16 protein-coding genes, 2 tRNA genes and 1 pseudogene are annotated in these 17,106 nt (G+C 47.7%); 9 read left to right on the plus strand and 10 right to left on the minus strand.

Features of this window, described 5'->3' with window-relative positions:
• Window positions 1-466: 466 nt before the first annotated feature.
• Both RID09_RS13570 and RID09_RS13575 read left to right on the plus strand, forming a co-directional pair.
• Window positions 467-2,092: a protein kinase domain-containing protein gene (locus RID09_RS13570; RefSeq protein ID WP_446336463.1), complete on the plus strand. Its 1,626-nt coding sequence runs from the start codon at window positions 467-469 to the stop codon at window positions 2,090-2,092.
• 358 nt (window positions 2,093-2,450) lie between these two features.
• Entirely contained in the window at window positions 2,451-2,846 is a 396-nt protein-coding gene (locus RID09_RS13575; RefSeq protein ID WP_446336476.1) for a DUF1816 domain-containing protein, read from the plus strand.
• A 10-nt stretch (window positions 2,847-2,856) separates the two neighbouring features.
• On the opposite strand, the gene RID09_RS13580 is transcribed toward RID09_RS13575, so the two are convergent.
• From RID09_RS13580 to RID09_RS13600, 5 genes are all read right to left on the minus strand, one after another.
• Complete coding sequence (locus tag RID09_RS13580; RefSeq protein ID WP_446336464.1) at window positions 2,857-3,585, minus strand: Stp1/IreP family PP2C-type Ser/Thr phosphatase; 729 nt, start codon at window positions 3,583-3,585, stop codon at window positions 2,857-2,859.
• 34 nt (window positions 3,586-3,619) lie between these two features.
• Window positions 3,620-5,323, minus strand: coding sequence for an ABC1 kinase family protein (locus RID09_RS13585; protein ID WP_446336477.1), 1,704 nt, complete (start codon window positions 5,321-5,323; stop codon window positions 3,620-3,622).
• 367 nt (window positions 5,324-5,690) lie between these two features.
• On the minus strand, window positions 5,691-6,020 hold the full coding sequence (locus RID09_RS13590) for a DUF6825 family protein (RefSeq protein WP_446336465.1): 330 nt from the start codon (window positions 6,018-6,020) through the stop codon (window positions 5,691-5,693).
• 170 nt (window positions 6,021-6,190) lie between these two features.
• Window positions 6,191-7,336: a serine/threonine protein kinase gene (locus tag RID09_RS13595; RefSeq protein ID WP_446336466.1), complete on the minus strand. Its 1,146-nt coding sequence runs from the start codon at window positions 7,334-7,336 to the stop codon at window positions 6,191-6,193.
• A gap of 125 nt (window positions 7,337-7,461) precedes the next feature.
• On the minus strand, window positions 7,462-10,221 hold the full coding sequence (locus RID09_RS13600) for a CBS domain-containing protein (protein ID WP_446336467.1): 2,760 nt from the start codon (window positions 10,219-10,221) through the stop codon (window positions 7,462-7,464).
• Between the two features lie 152 nt (window positions 10,222-10,373).
• Between RID09_RS13600 and psbZ the strand changes: the two genes are divergently transcribed.
• From psbZ to RID09_RS13625, 5 genes are all read left to right on the plus strand, one after another.
• The gene (gene psbZ, locus RID09_RS13605) at window positions 10,374-10,565 is read left to right on the plus strand and encodes a photosystem II reaction center protein PsbZ (RefSeq protein WP_006102213.1); all 192 of its coding nucleotides are present in this window, start codon (window positions 10,374-10,376) and stop codon (window positions 10,563-10,565) included.
• A gap of 91 nt (window positions 10,566-10,656) precedes the next feature.
• Complete coding sequence (ribH, locus tag RID09_RS13610; protein ID WP_446336468.1) at window positions 10,657-11,259, plus strand: 6,7-dimethyl-8-ribityllumazine synthase; 603 nt, start codon at window positions 10,657-10,659, stop codon at window positions 11,257-11,259.
• A 123-nt stretch (window positions 11,260-11,382) separates the two neighbouring features.
• A tRNA-Gly gene (locus RID09_RS13615) sits at window positions 11,383-11,454 on the plus strand.
• A gap of 324 nt (window positions 11,455-11,778) precedes the next feature.
• Window positions 11,779-12,189, plus strand: coding sequence for a hypothetical protein (locus RID09_RS13620; protein ID WP_446336469.1), 411 nt, complete (start codon window positions 11,779-11,781; stop codon window positions 12,187-12,189).
• Window positions 12,190-12,198: 9 nt separating this feature from the next.
• Window positions 12,199-13,461 (plus strand): glutamate-5-semialdehyde dehydrogenase, encoded by a 1,263-nt coding sequence (locus RID09_RS13625; RefSeq protein WP_446336470.1) that lies wholly within the window; start codon window positions 12,199-12,201, stop codon window positions 13,459-13,461.
• A 26-nt stretch (window positions 13,462-13,487) separates the two neighbouring features.
• On the opposite strand, the gene RID09_RS13630 is transcribed toward RID09_RS13625, so the two are convergent.
• Together RID09_RS13630 and RID09_RS13635 are read right to left on the minus strand one after the other, a co-directional pair.
• Window positions 13,488-14,063 (minus strand): thermonuclease family protein, encoded by a 576-nt coding sequence (locus RID09_RS13630; RefSeq protein ID WP_446336471.1) that lies wholly within the window; start codon window positions 14,061-14,063, stop codon window positions 13,488-13,490.
• Window positions 14,064-14,205: 142 nt separating this feature from the next.
• A complete protein-coding gene (locus RID09_RS13635) occupies window positions 14,206-14,574 on the minus strand; it encodes a 2Fe-2S iron-sulfur cluster-binding protein (RefSeq protein ID WP_446336472.1) in 369 nt (122 codons plus the stop codon).
• Between the two features lie 76 nt (window positions 14,575-14,650).
• On the opposite strand from RID09_RS13635, the gene RID09_RS13640 reads away from it, so the two are divergent.
• Window positions 14,651-14,737, plus strand: a tRNA-Ser gene (locus RID09_RS13640).
• 17 nt (window positions 14,738-14,754) lie between these two features.
• On the opposite strand, the gene RID09_RS13645 is transcribed toward RID09_RS13640, so the two are convergent.
• Window positions 14,755-14,922: a hypothetical protein gene (locus RID09_RS13645; RefSeq protein WP_446336473.1), complete on the minus strand. Its 168-nt coding sequence runs from the start codon at window positions 14,920-14,922 to the stop codon at window positions 14,755-14,757.
• A 168-nt stretch (window positions 14,923-15,090) separates the two neighbouring features.
• Here RID09_RS13645 and RID09_RS13650 point away from each other — a divergent pair, with 168 nt between their 5' ends.
• Window positions 15,091-16,218 carry a ferrochelatase gene (locus RID09_RS13650; RefSeq protein ID WP_446336474.1) on the plus strand — a complete coding sequence of 376 codons (1,128 nt, stop codon included), beginning with the start codon at window positions 15,091-15,093 and terminating at the stop codon, window positions 16,216-16,218.
• Window positions 16,219-16,367: 149 nt separating this feature from the next.
• Here the strand turns inward: RID09_RS13650 and RID09_RS13655 are convergent.
• Window positions 16,368-16,674 (minus strand): annotated as a pseudogene (locus tag RID09_RS13655) (hypothetical protein); the annotation flags it as partial.
• On the minus strand, window positions 16,613-17,106 hold a 494-nt coding region (locus RID09_RS13660; protein ID WP_446336475.1), incomplete at its 5' end, for an RNA-guided endonuclease InsQ/TnpB family protein. The gene RID09_RS13660 and the pseudogene RID09_RS13655, both read right to left, overlap by 62 nt.

Consider the following 17,106-nt stretch of genomic DNA (forward strand, 5'->3'; position numbering starts at 1 on the left):
CTACGTCTTATGTCATTTGTTGAAGGTGACTTACACTCTAATCGGGGCGGGTTTAGTGATATCACGGTGACAACCTTCCCGTTAATGGTAAAACCCGCCCCTACAGGCTCTCCCTCTGCTTCCCCCGCTCCCCCTGCTCCCCCTGCTCCCCCTGCTCCCTCTGCTCCCTCTGCTTGCCACACTTTACCGATTCTTCACAAGCACAGGAGAATCTTTATCAATACTTTACCCAAAAACGACTCAAATCAATGCGTTATTGCGGCATCTGTGTCTAAACGGTAGGGAAAATTAAGATATCCTGTAGATAGACAAGATTGCTTGCCAAGGCTTACCAAAGCGAGGTTGCATTCGGCGGTGCGTTTCCCACTAATGTCCACTATAGATCTTATAGATAAGCCGGGTGCTTCGATCACAATTGAGAAAGCTTTCGTCCTAACCCGGACAAACGCCCTATTGGTGATGCTGAATGAGCTACTGCCTAAATCCTGACTGTCCTCAGCCCAAAAATCCGCCGCACGCCACTACCTGTCAGGCGTGTGGTCATTCTATTATGTTGCGAAATCGCTATCGTGTGCTAAAGGCCCTCGGTCAAGGCGGATTTGGCGCTACGTTTTTAGCCAGAGATGAGTCTCTTCCTGGCAATCCCAGTTGCGTCATTAAACAACTTCGTCCCGCAACCACTACATCGCAGGTTCTGGAAATGGCTCAGAAGCTATTTGAGCGAGAAGCCAGAACCCTGGGTAAGATTGGCAATCATCCTCAAGTTCCCCGACTGTTGGATTATTTTCAAGACAATCACCAGTTTTATTTGGTACAGGAGTATATTAGTGGACTCACGTTACAGCAGGAAATTAAACAATGGGGTCCACTCTCAGAAGCTGGGGCTAAGCAATTTTTGAGTGAAGTTCTCCCCCTGATTAAATATATCCACAGCCAAGAGGTGATCCACCGGGATATCAAACCGGCTAATTTAATTCGACGAGAGCAAGACCGGAAACTAGTCTTGATTGACTTTGGCGCGGTTAAAGATGAAGTCAACCAAGCCGCCGTTGCCAATACTTCTGATCAAACCGCCTTGACAAATTTTGCTATTGGTACTCCCGGTTTTGCTCCGCCGGAACAAATGGCATTGCGACCCGTTTATGCCAGTGACATTTATGCTCTAGGCGTGACTAGTGTGTATTTGCTCACCGGGAAATCACCAAAAGATTTAGATTACAATCCCTCAACCGGTGAAATGGTCTGGCGCAAATATGTCCAAGTCAGCGATCATTTTGCTAATGTTTTGAAAAAAATGCTGGAGGCTTCTGTTCGCCATCGTTATCAAACAGCAGAAGAGATTCTCCGAGCCCTAGATTTAGAACCTTATTTTGATAGTTTGGCTCAAGGCTTGGCAACGCCGACCTCTGGGCTATCGAATCCAAATGGCAATTCCCTTGAATCTAAAGAGGTAGACTCGCCCAGTTCTCCTTCATCGGCAACCCAGAAGTTAGCGGCGGCGATTCGCAAGCGCCGTGAACGACGAGAACGCAGCCGTCCGGGTTCTCCCCACACCATTGGTAATGGCAATCCCCACAGTAACTTTATATCTGAGTCAGTGACAGCCATTCATAAGGGGGATATCCCATCGAGCCAAAGTTTTGCCGCCAGTAAACCCAAAAAGCTTGATGCTAATGGCGTTTTAACAGCATATATGAAAGGTCGGAGAGATTTTGCTGCTCATGATTTAACTGGGTTAGATTTGCAAAAATCGGATTTGTCAGGCGGAATTTTTTACCAGTCAAAGTTAACTCGGATTAATTTACAAGGCGCTGATTTATCCAGTGCTGATTTTGGTCAGGCAAGTTTAAATCGAGCGAATTTGCGAGATGCCAATTTAGGACGGGCTTATTTGAGCAATTCGGATTTAGAGGGGGCAGATTTACGCGGGGCAGATTTAAGTTTTGCTTATCTGAATCATGCCAATCTTAAGGGGGCGAATCTCTGTGGTGCAAATCTTGCCAATGCCAAAATTACGGAGGAACAGTTAGCCTTAGCTAAAACTAATTGGGCAACAATTATGCCGAATGGCAAGCGAGGTCTTTGGTCTTGACAACTCCCATCGCGCTCAAGCGAGGGATTCTTCTTTCGTTGTTCAACGCCTTACGCCTCGACAAGCTCCCCCCGCTCGCCATAGTTCAACGCCTTACGCCTCGACAAGCTCCCCCCGCTTCCCCATACTCCTTGTCTGGAAAAAAGTAGTGACAATCCCCTGGGGATCTGATAACAAATATTGGTGGCGGTGATAGGTAAAACTGGGCGATGTGAGACATCCTTGTGGAGAATGCTCACAACTCCCATAATCAAAACCTTCCTCCCCTGTTTCTGATATCCCCTACCTATCTTCTGATTAGGGTGGGGAGTTAGGACTGTTCTTTTCAAGTGTTGCTGGCTTAACAGGTAGTATCTTGGTGGATAATCGTTATTTTATTTATGAAGTCGTCGGTTTGCGTCAGAGTGCAGCCACCGACACCCTCAGCTACCCGATTCGTCGGAGTAGTTCTGTATTTATCAGAGTTCCGTACAGCCGCATGAACCAAACGATGCGGCGAATTTCTCAATTAGGGGGCAAGATTGTCAGCATACAAGCCCTAACTTCTGACACAGAGCAAGAGAGTTCCTTCGCTTGGTGGGTAGAAATTGTCACCGCAGAACCTGCGGTCACTTACTACTTTGGACCTTATGATAGCCCTGAAGAATCCGCGTCTTATGAAGCAGGTTACATTGAGGATCTAGAACTTGAGGGCGCTCAAGGGATCGCCGTGACGATTAAATGGTGCAAGCCCGAAAATTTAACAATTTTTTAAGCTCTCTGGGTTAGATCCCGTCAATTTTCACCAGAATCACGGTGATATTGTCCCGTCCGCCTTTTTCTTTGGCGGCGGTAATTAGGTTAGCCGCGATATCTTCGCCATCCCCATTGGACTGGAGATGGGACGCGATCGCGGTGTCAGAGAGTTCCTCAGTCAGCCCGTCGGTACAAAGGAGCAGCCAATCTCCTGAGTGAATCTCCATAGACTCTACATCAACGGACTGTAAGTCCTTGCGACCTAGACACTGAGACAAAACATGACGCCAGGGATGCATTCGCGCCTGTTCTGGAGTCAGATCCCCAGCTTTCATGGCGCGTGCTACCCAGGTATGGTCGTCAGTCATTTGCTCGAGTTTTAATTGTCGCCATCGATAGAGGCGAGAATCACCAACATGAGCCAGCCAAGGCTGACCTTTACGGAACATGACGACGACAGCCGTCGTGCCCATATCTGCCCGTTCGGGATGCTTTTTTTGATCCTCTAAGATTGCCTGATTGGCGTCGTAGAGGGCTTGTTCCAGTAACGCTTCCGAAGGGACTGAATCTAGCCATTGCTGCTCTAAACGAGCCTGAATGACCTCAGTAGCCAGTTGGCTGGCTTCTTGTCCCCCGGCATGACCGCCCATGCCGTCGGCGACAATGAAAAAGCGTCCCTTCGGATCGATGTAGTAATAGTCCTGGTTTACGGTACGAATTAAGCCCGGATCAGTGAGACCCGTGAAGCAACATTTCATAAAGTTTGTGCTGGCGTCAAGAACCTTATGGGATTTATAACATGCGATCGAACCGGTCGAGCCTTCGGAGTAAACGAATTAGGGCAAAAGCGATCGCGGCGGCGACTAACGCCACAACTAGTGCCAGCCCGGCTTGACCATTAACAAATAAGATCGTAGCTGACAATGTGAATGCACTGAGTAGTAACGCATAGTTTGTTCCTATCTGAATGCTACTCATGCGGCGCAAGATCCGATCAGATTCAATAGAACGAACCCGTAGGCGTATATCTCCTCGTTCTAATTTTTCAATCGTATCCTCAATACGCCGAGGTAATCCCAACGCCGTACTACTCACTTGAGCCGCTTGGCGTCCCAATTCATTTAAGAAGCTATTGCCCTCAGGGCTATTACCGTTAGTCATGATTTGCAGAGCAAAAGGTTTTGCCACTTCCATAAAGTTAAATTCTGGGTCTAAGCCCTTGCCCACTCCTTCCAAGGTGGAGAAGGCTCGCATCACAAACGTGAAGGTTGCCGGAAAGCGAAAGGGTTGACCGTAGGCAATTTCATAGAGATCGTCGCTAATTTCACTCACCGACTGTTGTTCAAAGGGCTTATCCATGAAGTGATCCAGCATATACTGAATCGAACGCCGCACTGGACCCATATCATCAACGGTCGACAGGGCACCCAACGCGACTAGAGACTCGACCACTCGAGTAGCATCTTTTTGGGCAACGCCAAAAAGCGTCTGCATCAACTCTTCCCGGACATTTGCCTTAATCCGCCCCATCATGCCGAAATCATAGAAGATCAGTGATCCTTCCGGACTAACCGCAATATTACCGGGATGGGGATCGGCATGAAAGAAACCGTCATTGAGCAACTGCTGAAGATAAGCTCTTGCCCCAAGTTGAGCCAGAAGTTTCCGATCCAATCCTGCGGCTTCTAATGCCTCGTAGTGACTAATCTTAATTCCTGGAGCATACTCTAGGGTTAAGACTCGATTTGAGGTATACCGCCAATAGACACGAGGAACTTTTACCCAATTATAGGTGCGGAAATTGCGGCGGAAGGTATCGGCATTGCGACCTTCACTAAGATAATCAATCTCTTCCCAGAGAATGCGACAGCATTCTTCATAAATGCCCATCCAGTCTCGACCTCGACCCCAATCGGGGTGATTTTGGAAGTAACGGGCAATCCCCTTGAGAATTTGTAGGTCTATCGTAAACAGTTTCTGCAAGCCCGGTCGTTGTACCTTGACCACGACCTCTTCTCCACTCTGGAGTTGAGCTTTGTGGACTTGTCCTAAACTGGCTGCTGCTAGAGGAATCGGATCAAAATTGCCAAAGAGTTCACTTACAGATTTCCCTAAATCTTTCTTGACAATTGCCTCAACTTGATCGTAGTTAAAAGCGGGGACGCGATCCTGTAGTTTAGACAGTTCCTCTACATATTCACCAGGGAATAAGTCAGACCGGGTTGAGAATAGCTGTCCCACCTTGATGAAGGTCGGACCTAACTCTAAAAATGTATCTCGAATCCAGATTGCCTGTGTCTTACGACGAGCCGCCTGTTTTGCCTCGGTTATGCCCCCTGGATAGCTCCAAGGTTTACCGTTGAGCCACAATTGGAAGAGTAGGGTTAAAACAAATGCCCAAATATCAATGAATCGCCGTTGTCGGGAATAGTTTTCCCGATTCCAACGATATGCCTTGTCTTGGTTTATCCCTCTTAGGGAACGTTGGCTAGACACCTGGCGTTCCTTATATTGCTTGAGGTTGACAGAGTTATCAGAAACAGCAGACACCTAGATTCCTGAATGATGGTCTCCTCTTAATCTTAATAAAAATTCAAAATCTTTGAAAGCTAAGAATACGCTAAGCGAACAGATGTTAGCTGTGAACCAACGGCTGAAGGGAGCAGGGAACAGGTTACAGCCAACAGAAGATATCATAGATTGCTATGGGATTAACAGACTGACGCTAAGCGTGCAGCATGACTCTAAATACTAACCAGCTAAAATATCCTGGAACTCCTGTGCTCCTCAGTTTCCCGGCTTACATGGAGATGGTCAATTTGCTTGCTCAACCTGAAAACACCTACCTCCAGCATCTCTCAAATTAGGTCACTGATTTATTGCGGTAGAGCTGTAACTCAGTCCGCAAGCGAGCAATTTCAGCTCGCAACTCGTCAATAGTAGCTTGTAGATCAATGGATTGAGAGCCAGTCGATACGGTAGTACTTGAATACTGATCGCCCATGGCGATTTCCATCTCCTGTTGTGCCCTTTCCATGACTTGCTCAGTAAACTGTTGCAAATGCTCGCGCTGTTCAGCATCAAATTTGCCAAGTTCGCTCAGAGCATTGGTTAAGGCGTCTTCTACGCGATCGCCCATAGTTTGAGCTAGCGATCGTCCGACAAAAAAAGCATGAATGACTGGATTGCTCATGGGGAAGATGTTTTGGGTATCCGTAACAAATTATAACGTGATTATCAACAGTGACACAGAAGCCGCAGAGCAGGGGAAGTAGAGATCTAAGGCGTGGAACTATGGCAAGCAGGGGTGCAGGGGAGACAAGAGAGGATTTTCCCAGTCACCTTTCCCCAATTCACCAATTACTAATCACCAATCACCCATTCATCGGAAACAGGCCAATCGCTACGGGGAGGAAAGGTTTGTTGGGTATGCAAAATCGTTGCTCCGGGTTCGCCTGGTTGGTTGAGTCGTACAGCATAGCCAAATCCAATCCCTGCTGACGCCGCGATCGCTCCTGTCATGAACAAAGCTTGTAACGGTATTGAGGCTTTCGTTTTGGGAGTTTTGAGTTTTGAGTTTTGAGTTTTGACCTTTCGCTTCATTCGAGGAGATGGTTTTGAGTTAGGCTGGTTTTCGACGGGCTGAGTGATTATCGGTTCAGGGACAGCAACAGACTCCTGAAGGGGAAGCTGCTTTAGCCAGGTGTCTATCGTTTGGGGACGGTTGTTAGGGATGAGTTCTAGACCGTACCGTAGTGTTTGTTTAATGGTGGGACTCCATTTAGACAAGTGGGTTTTTGAGGGTGAGGAAAATAGGCAATCGTCTCCCTTTTCTAGCAACGCCTGTCGCACAGGTGCGGGTAAGGGGGGATATCCCGTGAGTAAGCAGTAGAATGTTGCGGTTAAAGCATAGATATCCGTTTGCCGCGTTGCTGTGTTTGTCAAGGTACTCTCTTCTGGAGGAGCATAGCCAGCACTGAGGAGACTGGCGTAGGTTTGTTGGACGCCTGGAGTGAACTCATAGAGCATCCCCACCTCACATAACACAACGCGATCGCTATCCTGACGCCGAATAATGTTTTTTGGTTGGATATCTCGGTGGAGTAATTCGACTTGGTGTAGGACCTTTACCGCGTCGCTGATTTGACGGATATAGTTAATCGCCTCCGCCTCTGACAAGGAACCCGCTTGCACAACGTCTGCCAATGTCTGTCCGGGGATATATTCCATAACCAGGTAGGGATATCCCGTTTCCTCAAAATAGTCTATGACGCGCACCAGATGAGGATGTTGGCAGTAATTCAATCGTTTGGCGATGTCTAAAAATTGCTGCTTGAATTGATTAACGTTGGCATGCTGGCGCAGTGCTTCACCTAAGGTTTTAATCACAACCGATTGACCTGACTCTGTATCGGTTGCTTTGTAGGTGAGATTGAAAACACCGGCGCCGAGTTGGGTATTGAGGACGTATTTTCCTTGGTTTAAGCCCTGTTCTGCCGTCAAGTTCATAAAAATTCACTCCCCACAAGCACAAATAATGCTATTGCCTAGATGGAGTATATCCAAATTGTGCCAAGAGCGGCGGATTTAGTTGCATCTGGGTGATGTAACAAATGGTAATTGTCAAAACTCTCTCACTTCTTAGAGTGATGATAATGCTGCTCCAGAAATACTTTGGCATCTGCCTGATTTTGAATCATGCCATCTAAGGTAGCGGCTAACAACGCATCCAACATTTCTTTATAGTGGGGTCCGGGCTTATACCCCAAACGTTTGAGATCATTCCCATTAAGAGGAGCTTGCACGGTTGCCAAGTTCGTGAAATAGTGCCACAACTGGCGTCGAATTGCTCTAGAACTGTGTACAGCAATCAAAACCAATAGGGGTAATTTGTATTGACGTAGCAGCCAAACCACTTCACTGGGACGCTGACATTGAGGTAGAGACGCCACCACATCGGTTTGGGCTGGTTCTAGATGCTCAAGTCGCTCAATACTATCAATAGGCAGTTGTAAATTTTCTGCCACCTTGCCGCGTTCTTGAGGCTCTAAATGAGCAATTAACACCTCAAGACGCATCTGCCAATGTTTTAGGGTTTGATCAGGGTCAAAGCGTCGTAACCAACGGTCAATCAGACGGACACGCCACCATAACGACGGGTCAAGCTTGAGGTTGGGATGAAGACAGCGCAATGCTTCAAGTGACCCGATGAGTTGTAATGCCCGTTGCCAATAGCGAGCTTCTAGGATGTACTTTAATTCGGCTTTCAAGCGGGTTTCTAGGGCAGGCGCTCGGGTATTTGCACCAAGCGATCGCTCATAAACACCACTCTCTAATGCATACTGAATATAGTCTTGGGTTTGGGATTCCAGTTCAAAGCCTAAACGCACGGCAAACCGCACCGCTCGATAAATGCGGGTGGGATCTTCAATAAAACTATTGGCGTGCAAGACGCGAATCAGACGCGATCGCAAATCCAACATGCCACCAAAAAAATCCAGTAAGGGCAACGCTTCACCCCGCCTCCCCGTCAGTCGGGCTGCTATCGCGTTAATGGTAAAGTCTCGCCGATAGAGATCCTGGCGAATCGAACTGGCTTCCACTTCCGGATTCGCCGCCGGATAGGGGTAAAACTCAGTCCGGGCAGTGGCAATATCAATCCACAGGGAATCCAGCACCGGGTCATTATGCCACAGCAGCGCTGCCGTTTGAAACGCCCCATGAACTTCTAAGCGAGCATTCGGATACCGTTCTCGCAAGGCTTTGGCTAAGCTTACTCCCGCGCCCACATCAGCCGCCCGATGAAAGCCATCAACCACCAAATCCACATCTTCTAGAAGCAGCGGTTGGCTCTCATCTGCCAGCAAAATATCCCGAACGGCTCCCCCCACCAAATAAAGATGCCAACCCCGTTCCTGGGCTTCCTGGGCGGCTTGAGTAAGCAACTGCCAAAGGGCAGGAGCAAGGCGTTCTTGCACATTCAGGAGGCGGGATGAGGGATAGGTCATCTGGATTGGGCAAGTCTCTCCCCAGCGCTCTTGATCTTGGCGAATATGTCGCAGGACATCGGTACGAGTCACAATACCGACTAACTGCCCATCCTCTAAAACAGGTAAGCGTCCAATATCGTAGGTTACCATCAGCGACTCAATTTCTGGCAGTAAGGTTTGGGGGGTAATCGTTTTTAGGTTTCGGGTCATGTACCCTTTAACTGGAGCATGACCTAAACCGTGATGCAGTGCCAGATCAATATCTCGCCGTGAAATAATCCCGATTAACTGATCCTGTTCATCGACAACCGAAAGCCCAGAATGCCCATAACGCAGCAAAATCCGCTGTGCTTCGCCAACGGTGGTATCGGGGCGAATGGTTCGCACCGGGGATGACATTAATTCTAGGGCGCTTAGGGGTTGAGGAATTTGCTCCTTGAATTGATGAACAAGTTGGGGCAAAACTTCTGGGGGATTTTCATGGCGTAGGGTTACGGCGGCGGCTTGAGAATGCCCACCTCCACCCAGAGGTTGCAAGAGCGCATTCAAATTAGTGCCAGGAATTCGCGATCGCCCGATAATCGTTAGACGGGATGATTTTGAGTGTTGAGCTTCCCCATCTCCCAGACGTTCCACCGGAACGTCTCTACAAGCTTCCCCATACTCCGCCGCCAGCAGTAGGGCGTCACTTTCAGTCAGGTCAACTAATCGCGAGGCTAAACTGGATAATCCTGCTACATAGTCTGGGGTTTTCAGGAACACCCAGGAAAGGGTATAACCTTGGTGATTTTGGGATTGTAACTGCTCTAGGGCTGTAGTGAGCAGTTGTTGCAATTGGGGCGAAAGTCCTGGATCAACATAGTCGGCAATCTGACGTATATTTGCTCCTTGTGTCATTAACCAAGCCAGAGCCATGGCATCCCGTGGGGTGGTTTGGTCAAAGGTTAAGGAACCTGTATCCACATGGATACCGAGTGCCATCACTGTGGCTTCGGCTGTGGTTAATTGGATTGGGGTTTGTTGTAATTGCTCGACGATGAGCGTTGTGGTGGCACCGACGGGTTCAACCTGTCGGAATGTGACAGGAATATCACTAGGAGTGTTACCGTGATGGTCGTAAAGTTCAATGGCAGTAAGATGGGGTAAGTCTAACCATTGAGCAGCTTTACCCAAGCGATCGCGCTTTTGGGTATCCACTACGATAAGGGAGTGAATTTGCTCTACTTTAACCGAACGCCGTTCAATTAAAGCATACTCATCCCGATGCAGCGCCAAAAAATCCCGAACCGCCGGGTGAGCGCCCCCCGTTAAGACGAGTTTCGCTCCGGGTTTCAGGCGCGTCAGCCCGACGGCTGCTCCTAGGGCGTCAAAGTCGCTAATCGTGTGGCACAAGATTAAGTCCATGATTGGTCATTTGTCCTTCGTCATTCGTGATTCGTCATTTGTCTCCTTGTGCCATCTACCTTTTTGTTGATTTTCAGTTTTTTCAAAAAAGCGGGTCAATTTTTGGTAGCTTACTAATCAGAAGGGTTTAACGTCAAAAGGCACAACAGGAAATGTCTATCTTATTTCAAATATCACTGGCAGCTTTGGTTATTTTGTCATTCGTCATGGTTGTGGGCGTCCCCGTCGCCTACGCTACCCCCCAAAACTGGGAGCAATCAAAAAATTTGATTTGGCTAGGTTCAGGGCTTTGGCTGGCTCTGGTCATTGTGGTTGGCATCCTGAACTATTTTGTGGTAGCCTGACCTTCTCCCCGTCTGAATTCTTCGATGATTCAGGCGGGGCTTATGCACCAACAGATTCAGATGCTCATGACGCGAGAGGGCAAAGATAGCCATGGCAGTTTTTGAGGGAAATTTTACATCAGCCAGCTCCCTGCGCTTGGCTATTATTATCGGTCGATTTAATGACCTAGTGACAGAGAAGCTATTAGCCGGGTGTCAAGATTGCCTGAAACGCCACGGTGTCGATCCCAATCCTCATGGCTCCCAAGTTGATTATATTTGGGTGCCGGGTAGTTTTGAAGTCCCTCTCATGGCTCGTCAAGCAGCCCTTAGCCATCGCTATGATGCGGTAATTTGCTTGGGCGCAGTCATTCGCGGTCAAACCCCTCATTTTGATTATGTGGCGGCTGAAGTTTCCAAGGGTATTGCCGCCGCTAGCTTTCAAACTGGAATACCCGTAGTCTTTGGTATTCTAACGGCTGATACGATGCAGCAAGCCTTAGAAAGGGCAGGAATTAAGAGTAATAAGGGTTGGGAATATGCCATGAATGCCTTAGAAATGGCGAGTTTAATGCAACAGTTTAAGGGGCAAAATGGATCAACGCCTTATAATGCTTATGATCCGGCAGTAACGCCTCCGTCCTTGCCTGTTTCATCAGGGCGCTCTCTTCCTTCAGAGTCAGCTTCAGAATACAATGAGTCAGGGAATTCATAAGCCAGCCAGAATCATGCAGATATATGCCATGGCATGTCTCGGAGTAGGGAAGCAATGGCATATAACAAATAATAACTTGACAAATCTGGATTATTCTGAGAAACTGTAAAAAGCAAAATAATTGCGGGTATAGCTCAGTGGTAGAGCGTCACCTTGCCAAGGTGAATGTCGCGCGTTCGAATCGCGTTACCCGCTTAAGGACAAAGCGAAGCGGCAAAGGCTTCGCTTATTGTATATAGTGTGTTGTATGTAGTTTATCGATGCCAAGTCAAAAATTGGTTAAGGGAAAGGAAAGCGCTAATATTAGAGCATGGGCGTCTCCAAGAAAATCTCTGTTGGGAATTTATGGGGATAAGTTTAAGCTATAGTGATTCACTATGCAACTTTATAAAGATTGCCGGGGAAACCCCATCCCAAAAGTGGGTGGGGATGAGAGGCAAGCCGCATCCCCTTGTGGGTGCGGTCGTTGACTGTGTAATCAGGAACACTCAATCATAATCTTGGTTTTGAATAGCGCTTGTGCCACCTCAGAAAGCTCAAAAGATTGATTTAAGTCAGGAATATCCCTGCCCTTGTCGGCGGCGGGGAGGGTTAGTACCGATTATCCTGACGGAAGCCTTTGGCTGTAATCGCTGCCAACAAATTTTTGTCGTTGAAGAAAGTGGGTATACAATCGAGCAATTATCGACGACTTATCCCTACAAAAAAACCTGGCGTTGGACAGGTCATCGCTGGGTGAGTACCCAGGGGAATCTTGGGGAAAGCTATCTACCTGTAGCCCTCTTAATCGTGCTGGTTTTGCTGATTGTCTGGTTACCCCTAGCCCTGCGTTCTCCCACAGGTCCTTCTATCATTATATGGGCATTACTAGCAGTTATTTTAGCAGTGCTGCCAGCCCTAATGGTTTGGTTAGCTTATCGGCGTTCGTAAATGATGGATATGGAAGCCTCTGACCCTACACCTCAGGTCAACAGTGTAATGATCCGGGCTTACCGGGCATCTGTGGCGTTGGCAACCACAAAAGGAGTTGATCGATCCCGTGGTGTTCACGCCATGGTAAAAGCCCTGCAAAGTGCTTTTGATGATATTTTGGATGCCAATACCATGGACTTGGAAGCCAGTCGAGAAATGGCAGTTCCCGACTTGGTATTAGACTGGCTGAAGCTGACCCCAGAACGACTACAGATTGCGATTGGGATTTTGCAGCGGATTGGGGAATTATCTGATCCCATCCGTCGGGTGATGAATGCATCTTATCAACTTGACCATTCCCAAACCTATTGCCAAATGATGCCGTTGGGCGTGATTGCTTTAATTTATGAAGCATTCCCTGAGTTAGGTGCGATCGCGGCGGGTTTTTGTATTAAAACGGGGAATAGTCTGATATTAAAAGGAAGTAGTGAAGCCAGTCAATCGAATCAAGTCATTGCCCAAGCCTTACAAAATGCCTTGGACGACGCGGGTTTACCCTCAGGCTGTTTGGAATTATTTCCCTCGGAACAGGGGGCTTCTATTCGAGATTTAGTCACACGGGATGACTATTTAAACTTGGTGATTCCCTACGGACGCCCAACGCTAGTGCAGCAAGTCTTGCAACAATCAACCGCACCGGTTTTAAGGTCAGCGATGGGGAACTGCTATCTCTATTGGTCAGCATCTGGAAGTTGGGATGTGGTACGGTCGATTATTTTAGACAGCCACGCCAGTATCCCTGATCCGGTGAATGCGATTGAGAAAGTCTTAATCCATCGCAATCAAAAGCCATCCTCTGTAATGAATCTATGTAAGAGTTTGAGCGAAAAGGGCTTTAAACTCAAAGCGGATGCTGAGTTGGCGGCAAAATTCCCGGAACAGCTAACTTTAGCATCCGAATCGGAATGGAGTCAACCTTATCTGGATAAGGTTGTAGCCTTTAAATTAGTCGATAACACCGAAGATGCGATCGCGTGGATTAATCAATACAGTAGTCGCCACGCTGACTGCTTAGTTACCGAGTCTTACCTGGAAAGTCGTCAATTTTCCCTGAAAGTTGATAGTGCTTCGGTTTATCTCAATTCCTCACCCCAATTTTCCCGCAACCCCAAACGTGGGGACTCGGTGTTTCTGGGGATGTCTAATCAGAAAGGCTATCGTCGCGGGATGATTACTCTGGAGACGTTAACCACCCTGAAACAGGTGGTTCAGGGGAATGGAGAGTTTTAGTCGTTAGTCATTTGTGACAAAAACGCCTAAGGATTGCGTCGCCGAAATTCAGCCGGGGTCAAGCGTAGGGGTTGTTCCGGGTTCCAGATACCATATCCCATAATCCTGGCGTATTCCTGAGCGCGGATCAGACGTTCATCATATTTATTATTCGGCGATCGCGGCGTCGCTAGGACATATCCTTCTTTAACCAGTTGTTCGTTGATCATGACTCCATCATGCCAAACATAGGCTAACCAGCGACCAAAACTATCTTTGGTTTGCACATCGGGTTCTAAGAAAACAGGTTGCAGTATCAATTGCTGACCCCTCGTTTCACCGATAAGTTGCTCAATACGAGTTTTAGCCGCTGTTCCCCAAGGCTGTTGTCTCAAATCTGGTGCTTCTATGCCAATTAACCGCACTCGTACAATTAAGGCGGGTTGTTGGGTGGTATCTAATACCTCAATGGTTTGTCCACTGACAACCTGTTGAACTTGTACAGGGATACTAGGAGGAACTTTTTTAGATTGACATCCTCCGAGCAAAAAGAGGAAACCACAGCCAATCAGGAGGGCGATGAGACGGCTCTTATAAGCAGTTAAGACTGTATTGCTGTTCACGTTAACTGTTTGGCGTTTCGATCCCCCCCAACCCCCCGGAGAAATCGAAGCGAAGCATCCGCTGGTTTCCCCCTTTTGAAGGGGGACGGAAGGGGGATCTATCAGGGGGGAGTGACTGAAATAGAGGGGGCGAGTGTGCTGTTTAATCCTCATCTAAGGGCAATCCAAACCGAATCTTGCCTTTACCAAAATAGCGCCCAAACTGGAGTTCGTAGACTTCATCCTCGTCTTGGGTTTCGACTTCTAAGTCGGAACGGGGATAACCCACACATAAAAGCGCATAACCTTTTTGGCGCAGCGATGGAGACAGTCCCATGGCTTCGGGTTGATAGATTTCACCGGAGAGAACACGCACCGCACAGGTGGTGCAAGCGCCATTGCGACAAGAAAACGGCAGTTCTACCCCTTGGTCTTCTGCGGCTTGTAGAATGTAGCGATCGCTGGGAACTTCTAGGGTCTGTTGGGTGTTGGTTTGGCGATGGTGAATGGTAATTTTATAGAATCGAGTCATCCCTTTCGTGTATAATTACAGATTGTGTGCTAAGTTTGATACTGTTAAGTCTCGCACAGATCATAATAAACTTCCTGGAGAGGTGGCCGAGCGGTTTAAGGCGCAGCACTGGAAATGCTGTTTAGGGGAAACTCTAACGAGGGTTCGAATCCCTCCCTCTCCGTTGACAAGATGGTTGAATCATTCTAAGCCTGAGGTGTCTGGTGTAGCCGGAACAGTTCGAGGTCTGTGAGTGGCGATGCGGATAGAAATCAGGTAAAGCCCCCCCGCGATCAGCACAGCAAAGATTAGTAGCAGGATTCTCACCCAAGTCTTTTGATGCCAATTTTTAGGATCTGGCTCATGCATTAGTTCGTTGTCAACCCGGATTGGTGTATTGCTTCAGATGAATTAATTGTAGCGAGGCAGGTGAATCATCCCCCCACAGGGGATGCTACCCTAAGGTTAACTGGGGAGTATTGATTCCACCCTCGGAACAGACCCCAGTGAATGTTCCATCATTGATAGGATAGTCTTGTGGTTGCCACTCCTGAAAAAGTCCAATCAATACCCACATCTAACCCAGAAGGCGACGATCGCGTTGCTGTCTTACTCATGGGTTACGGGGAAGTCGAAAGTTACGAAGACTTTGCCAACTATAATGAGCAAGCCTTAAATTTACTAACCGCTAAGTTTGCGCCTGTACCCACCTGGGTGTATCCCCCCTTAGCCAAACTGCTAGCCATTTTTGATTTCCATGAGTGGGGACATCAACACAACAACTTCATCTCCCCCCACAACCAGATTTTTGAGGATCAACGGGCGGGGATTGAAAAACGCCTGAAAGAAAAATGGGGCGAACGGGTACAAGTCTTTAAGGCGTTTAACTTCTGCGCTCCGTTTTTACCGGAACAGGTGCTGGAGCAGATTAAAGCCCAAGGCTTTGATAAACTCCTGATCTATCCTCTCCTCGTCGTTGATTCTATCTTCACCAGTGGAATTGCTGTCGAACAGGTGAATAATGCCTTAGTCCATTTGACCGAGGGCGACGAACATTGGATCAAAGGACAACGTTATATCCCCTCGTTTTACAACGAACCCGCCTACATTAACTTGATGGCGCAAATGGTAGAGGAAAAAATCGCGGCTGATTTAGCCAGCGCCTACTTACCCTCTCAAATTGGCATTGTCCTGATGAACCACGGCTGTCCCCACGAGGCAAAGGGGTTTACCTCGGGCATCATGGAAAGTGAGGCGCTTTATGAACGGGTACGGGAGAAGCTGATTTATAAGTATCCCCTCATTTCTGTGGGTTGGCTCAATCACCAAACCCCTCTGATTAAGTGGACACAGCCCAATGCTGAGTTAGCGGCTAAGAATCTGATTGATTTAGGGGCAAAAGCGATCGTATTTATGCCGATTGGCTTTGCCACAGAAAATCATGAAACCCTGCTGGATGTTCATCATATCATCCACGCTTTAGAGCATCGTAGCCCTAATGTGACTTATGTACAGATGCCCTGTGTCAATGATCATCCTGACTTTTTAGCCATGGTGGCAGATTGGGCAAATCCTCAGATTGAAGCGCTTTTAAGCGAAACAGCGATCGCGGTTAATCCGGAATTGGCATCGAGTCATCATCATCATCATCACCACGATCACTAAACGTAAGATGAATGGCACTGAAAAGTGTGCATTTTTGGCTTACCGAAACCCTTAATATATCGTAGGGTGGGCACTGCCCACCAGCATACCAGTCAGTACCATTCAACTTAATATCCCTGACTTCTTCAAGAAGTTGGGGATCTAATTATTTAACCTTCCCGAACCTCCCATCGAAACAGCCGGGGAAGCCGTGCCAAGTCTAAGAGATAGTTATAGCAGTTCGCTCTCGCGTAGTTACAGTACAAGTGTTCTAAATCTCTCCTGATCAAGCATCCCTCTCTAATGTGTAAATACACCAGCGCGAAGCGCTATACCTGTCCAAAGAAAAATTTCTACAATTAACAGAAGCCGTACCCACATCAATTCGCTATCAGAACTCAGGATAGTCAGTCCTTCATATAATTGCCATAGACGATAAGGCAGATATAAGTAGGGAACCATTACCCAAACAGGCGAAGCCTCGAATCATCACGACTTGTGCCGCAGCAACATCTCGATGGGTGGTGTACCCACACTCATGGCAATTGTGGATTCTTACTGATAAATACTTCTTGCCTGTGTGGGTTTGACAACGAGGACATTGCTGCGAGGTATAATCAGCATCCACCTTGGCAAAGTAAACTTGTTTTTTCCAACAAACCCATTGCAGGATGTTGACAAACTGACCAAAGCCAGCGTCCAAGGTATGCTTTCCTAGTATCCCTTTTGCCCAAGTCCTGAAGTTGATATCTTCAACAAATATCATGTCGGCATCTTGGACTAGGTGGTGAGCTAGTTTAAAATGAAAGTCTTTGCGGGTGTCATGAATTCGTTGGTGCAATCTAGCAATCTTCAGATTGAGTTTTCGCCAGTTCTTAGACCCTTTTTTCTTGTGCTTCAATCGGCGTT

This window comes from Coleofasciculus sp. G1-WW12-02, from assembly GCF_040219735.1.
GTDB lineage: Bacteria > Cyanobacteriota > Cyanobacteriia > Cyanobacteriales > Coleofasciculaceae > Coleofasciculus.

What these genes read in the sequence shown, in the direction of transcription:
- RID09_RS13570 (WP_446336463.1), top strand. Translation starts at nt 467, where the DNA reads ATGAGCTACTGCCTAAATCCTGACTGTCCTCAGCCCAAAAATCCGCCG.
- RID09_RS13580 (WP_446336464.1), bottom strand. Translation starts at nt 3,585, where the DNA reads ATGAAATGTTGCTTCACGGGTCTCACTGATCCGGGCTTAATTCGTACC.
- RID09_RS13590 (WP_446336465.1), bottom strand. Translation starts at nt 6,020, where the DNA reads ATGAGCAATCCAGTCATTCATGCTTTTTTTGTCGGACGATCGCTAGCT.
- RID09_RS13595 (WP_446336466.1), bottom strand. Translation starts at nt 7,336, where the DNA reads ATGAACTTGACGGCAGAACAGGGCTTAAACCAAGGAAAATACGTCCTC.
- RID09_RS13600 (WP_446336467.1), bottom strand. Translation starts at nt 10,221, where the DNA reads ATGGACTTAATCTTGTGCCACACGATTAGCGACTTTGACGCCCTAGGA.
- psbZ (WP_006102213.1), top strand. Translation starts at nt 10,374, where the DNA reads ATGTCTATCTTATTTCAAATATCACTGGCAGCTTTGGTTATTTTGTCA.
- ribH (WP_446336468.1), top strand. Translation starts at nt 10,657, where the DNA reads ATGGCAGTTTTTGAGGGAAATTTTACATCAGCCAGCTCCCTGCGCTTG.
- RID09_RS13625 (WP_446336470.1), top strand. Translation starts at nt 12,199, where the DNA reads ATGGAAGCCTCTGACCCTACACCTCAGGTCAACAGTGTAATGATCCGG.
- RID09_RS13635 (WP_446336472.1), bottom strand. Translation starts at nt 14,574, where the DNA reads ATGACTCGATTCTATAAAATTACCATTCACCATCGCCAAACCAACACC.
- RID09_RS13645 (WP_446336473.1), bottom strand. Translation starts at nt 14,922, where the DNA reads ATGCATGAGCCAGATCCTAAAAATTGGCATCAAAAGACTTGGGTGAGA.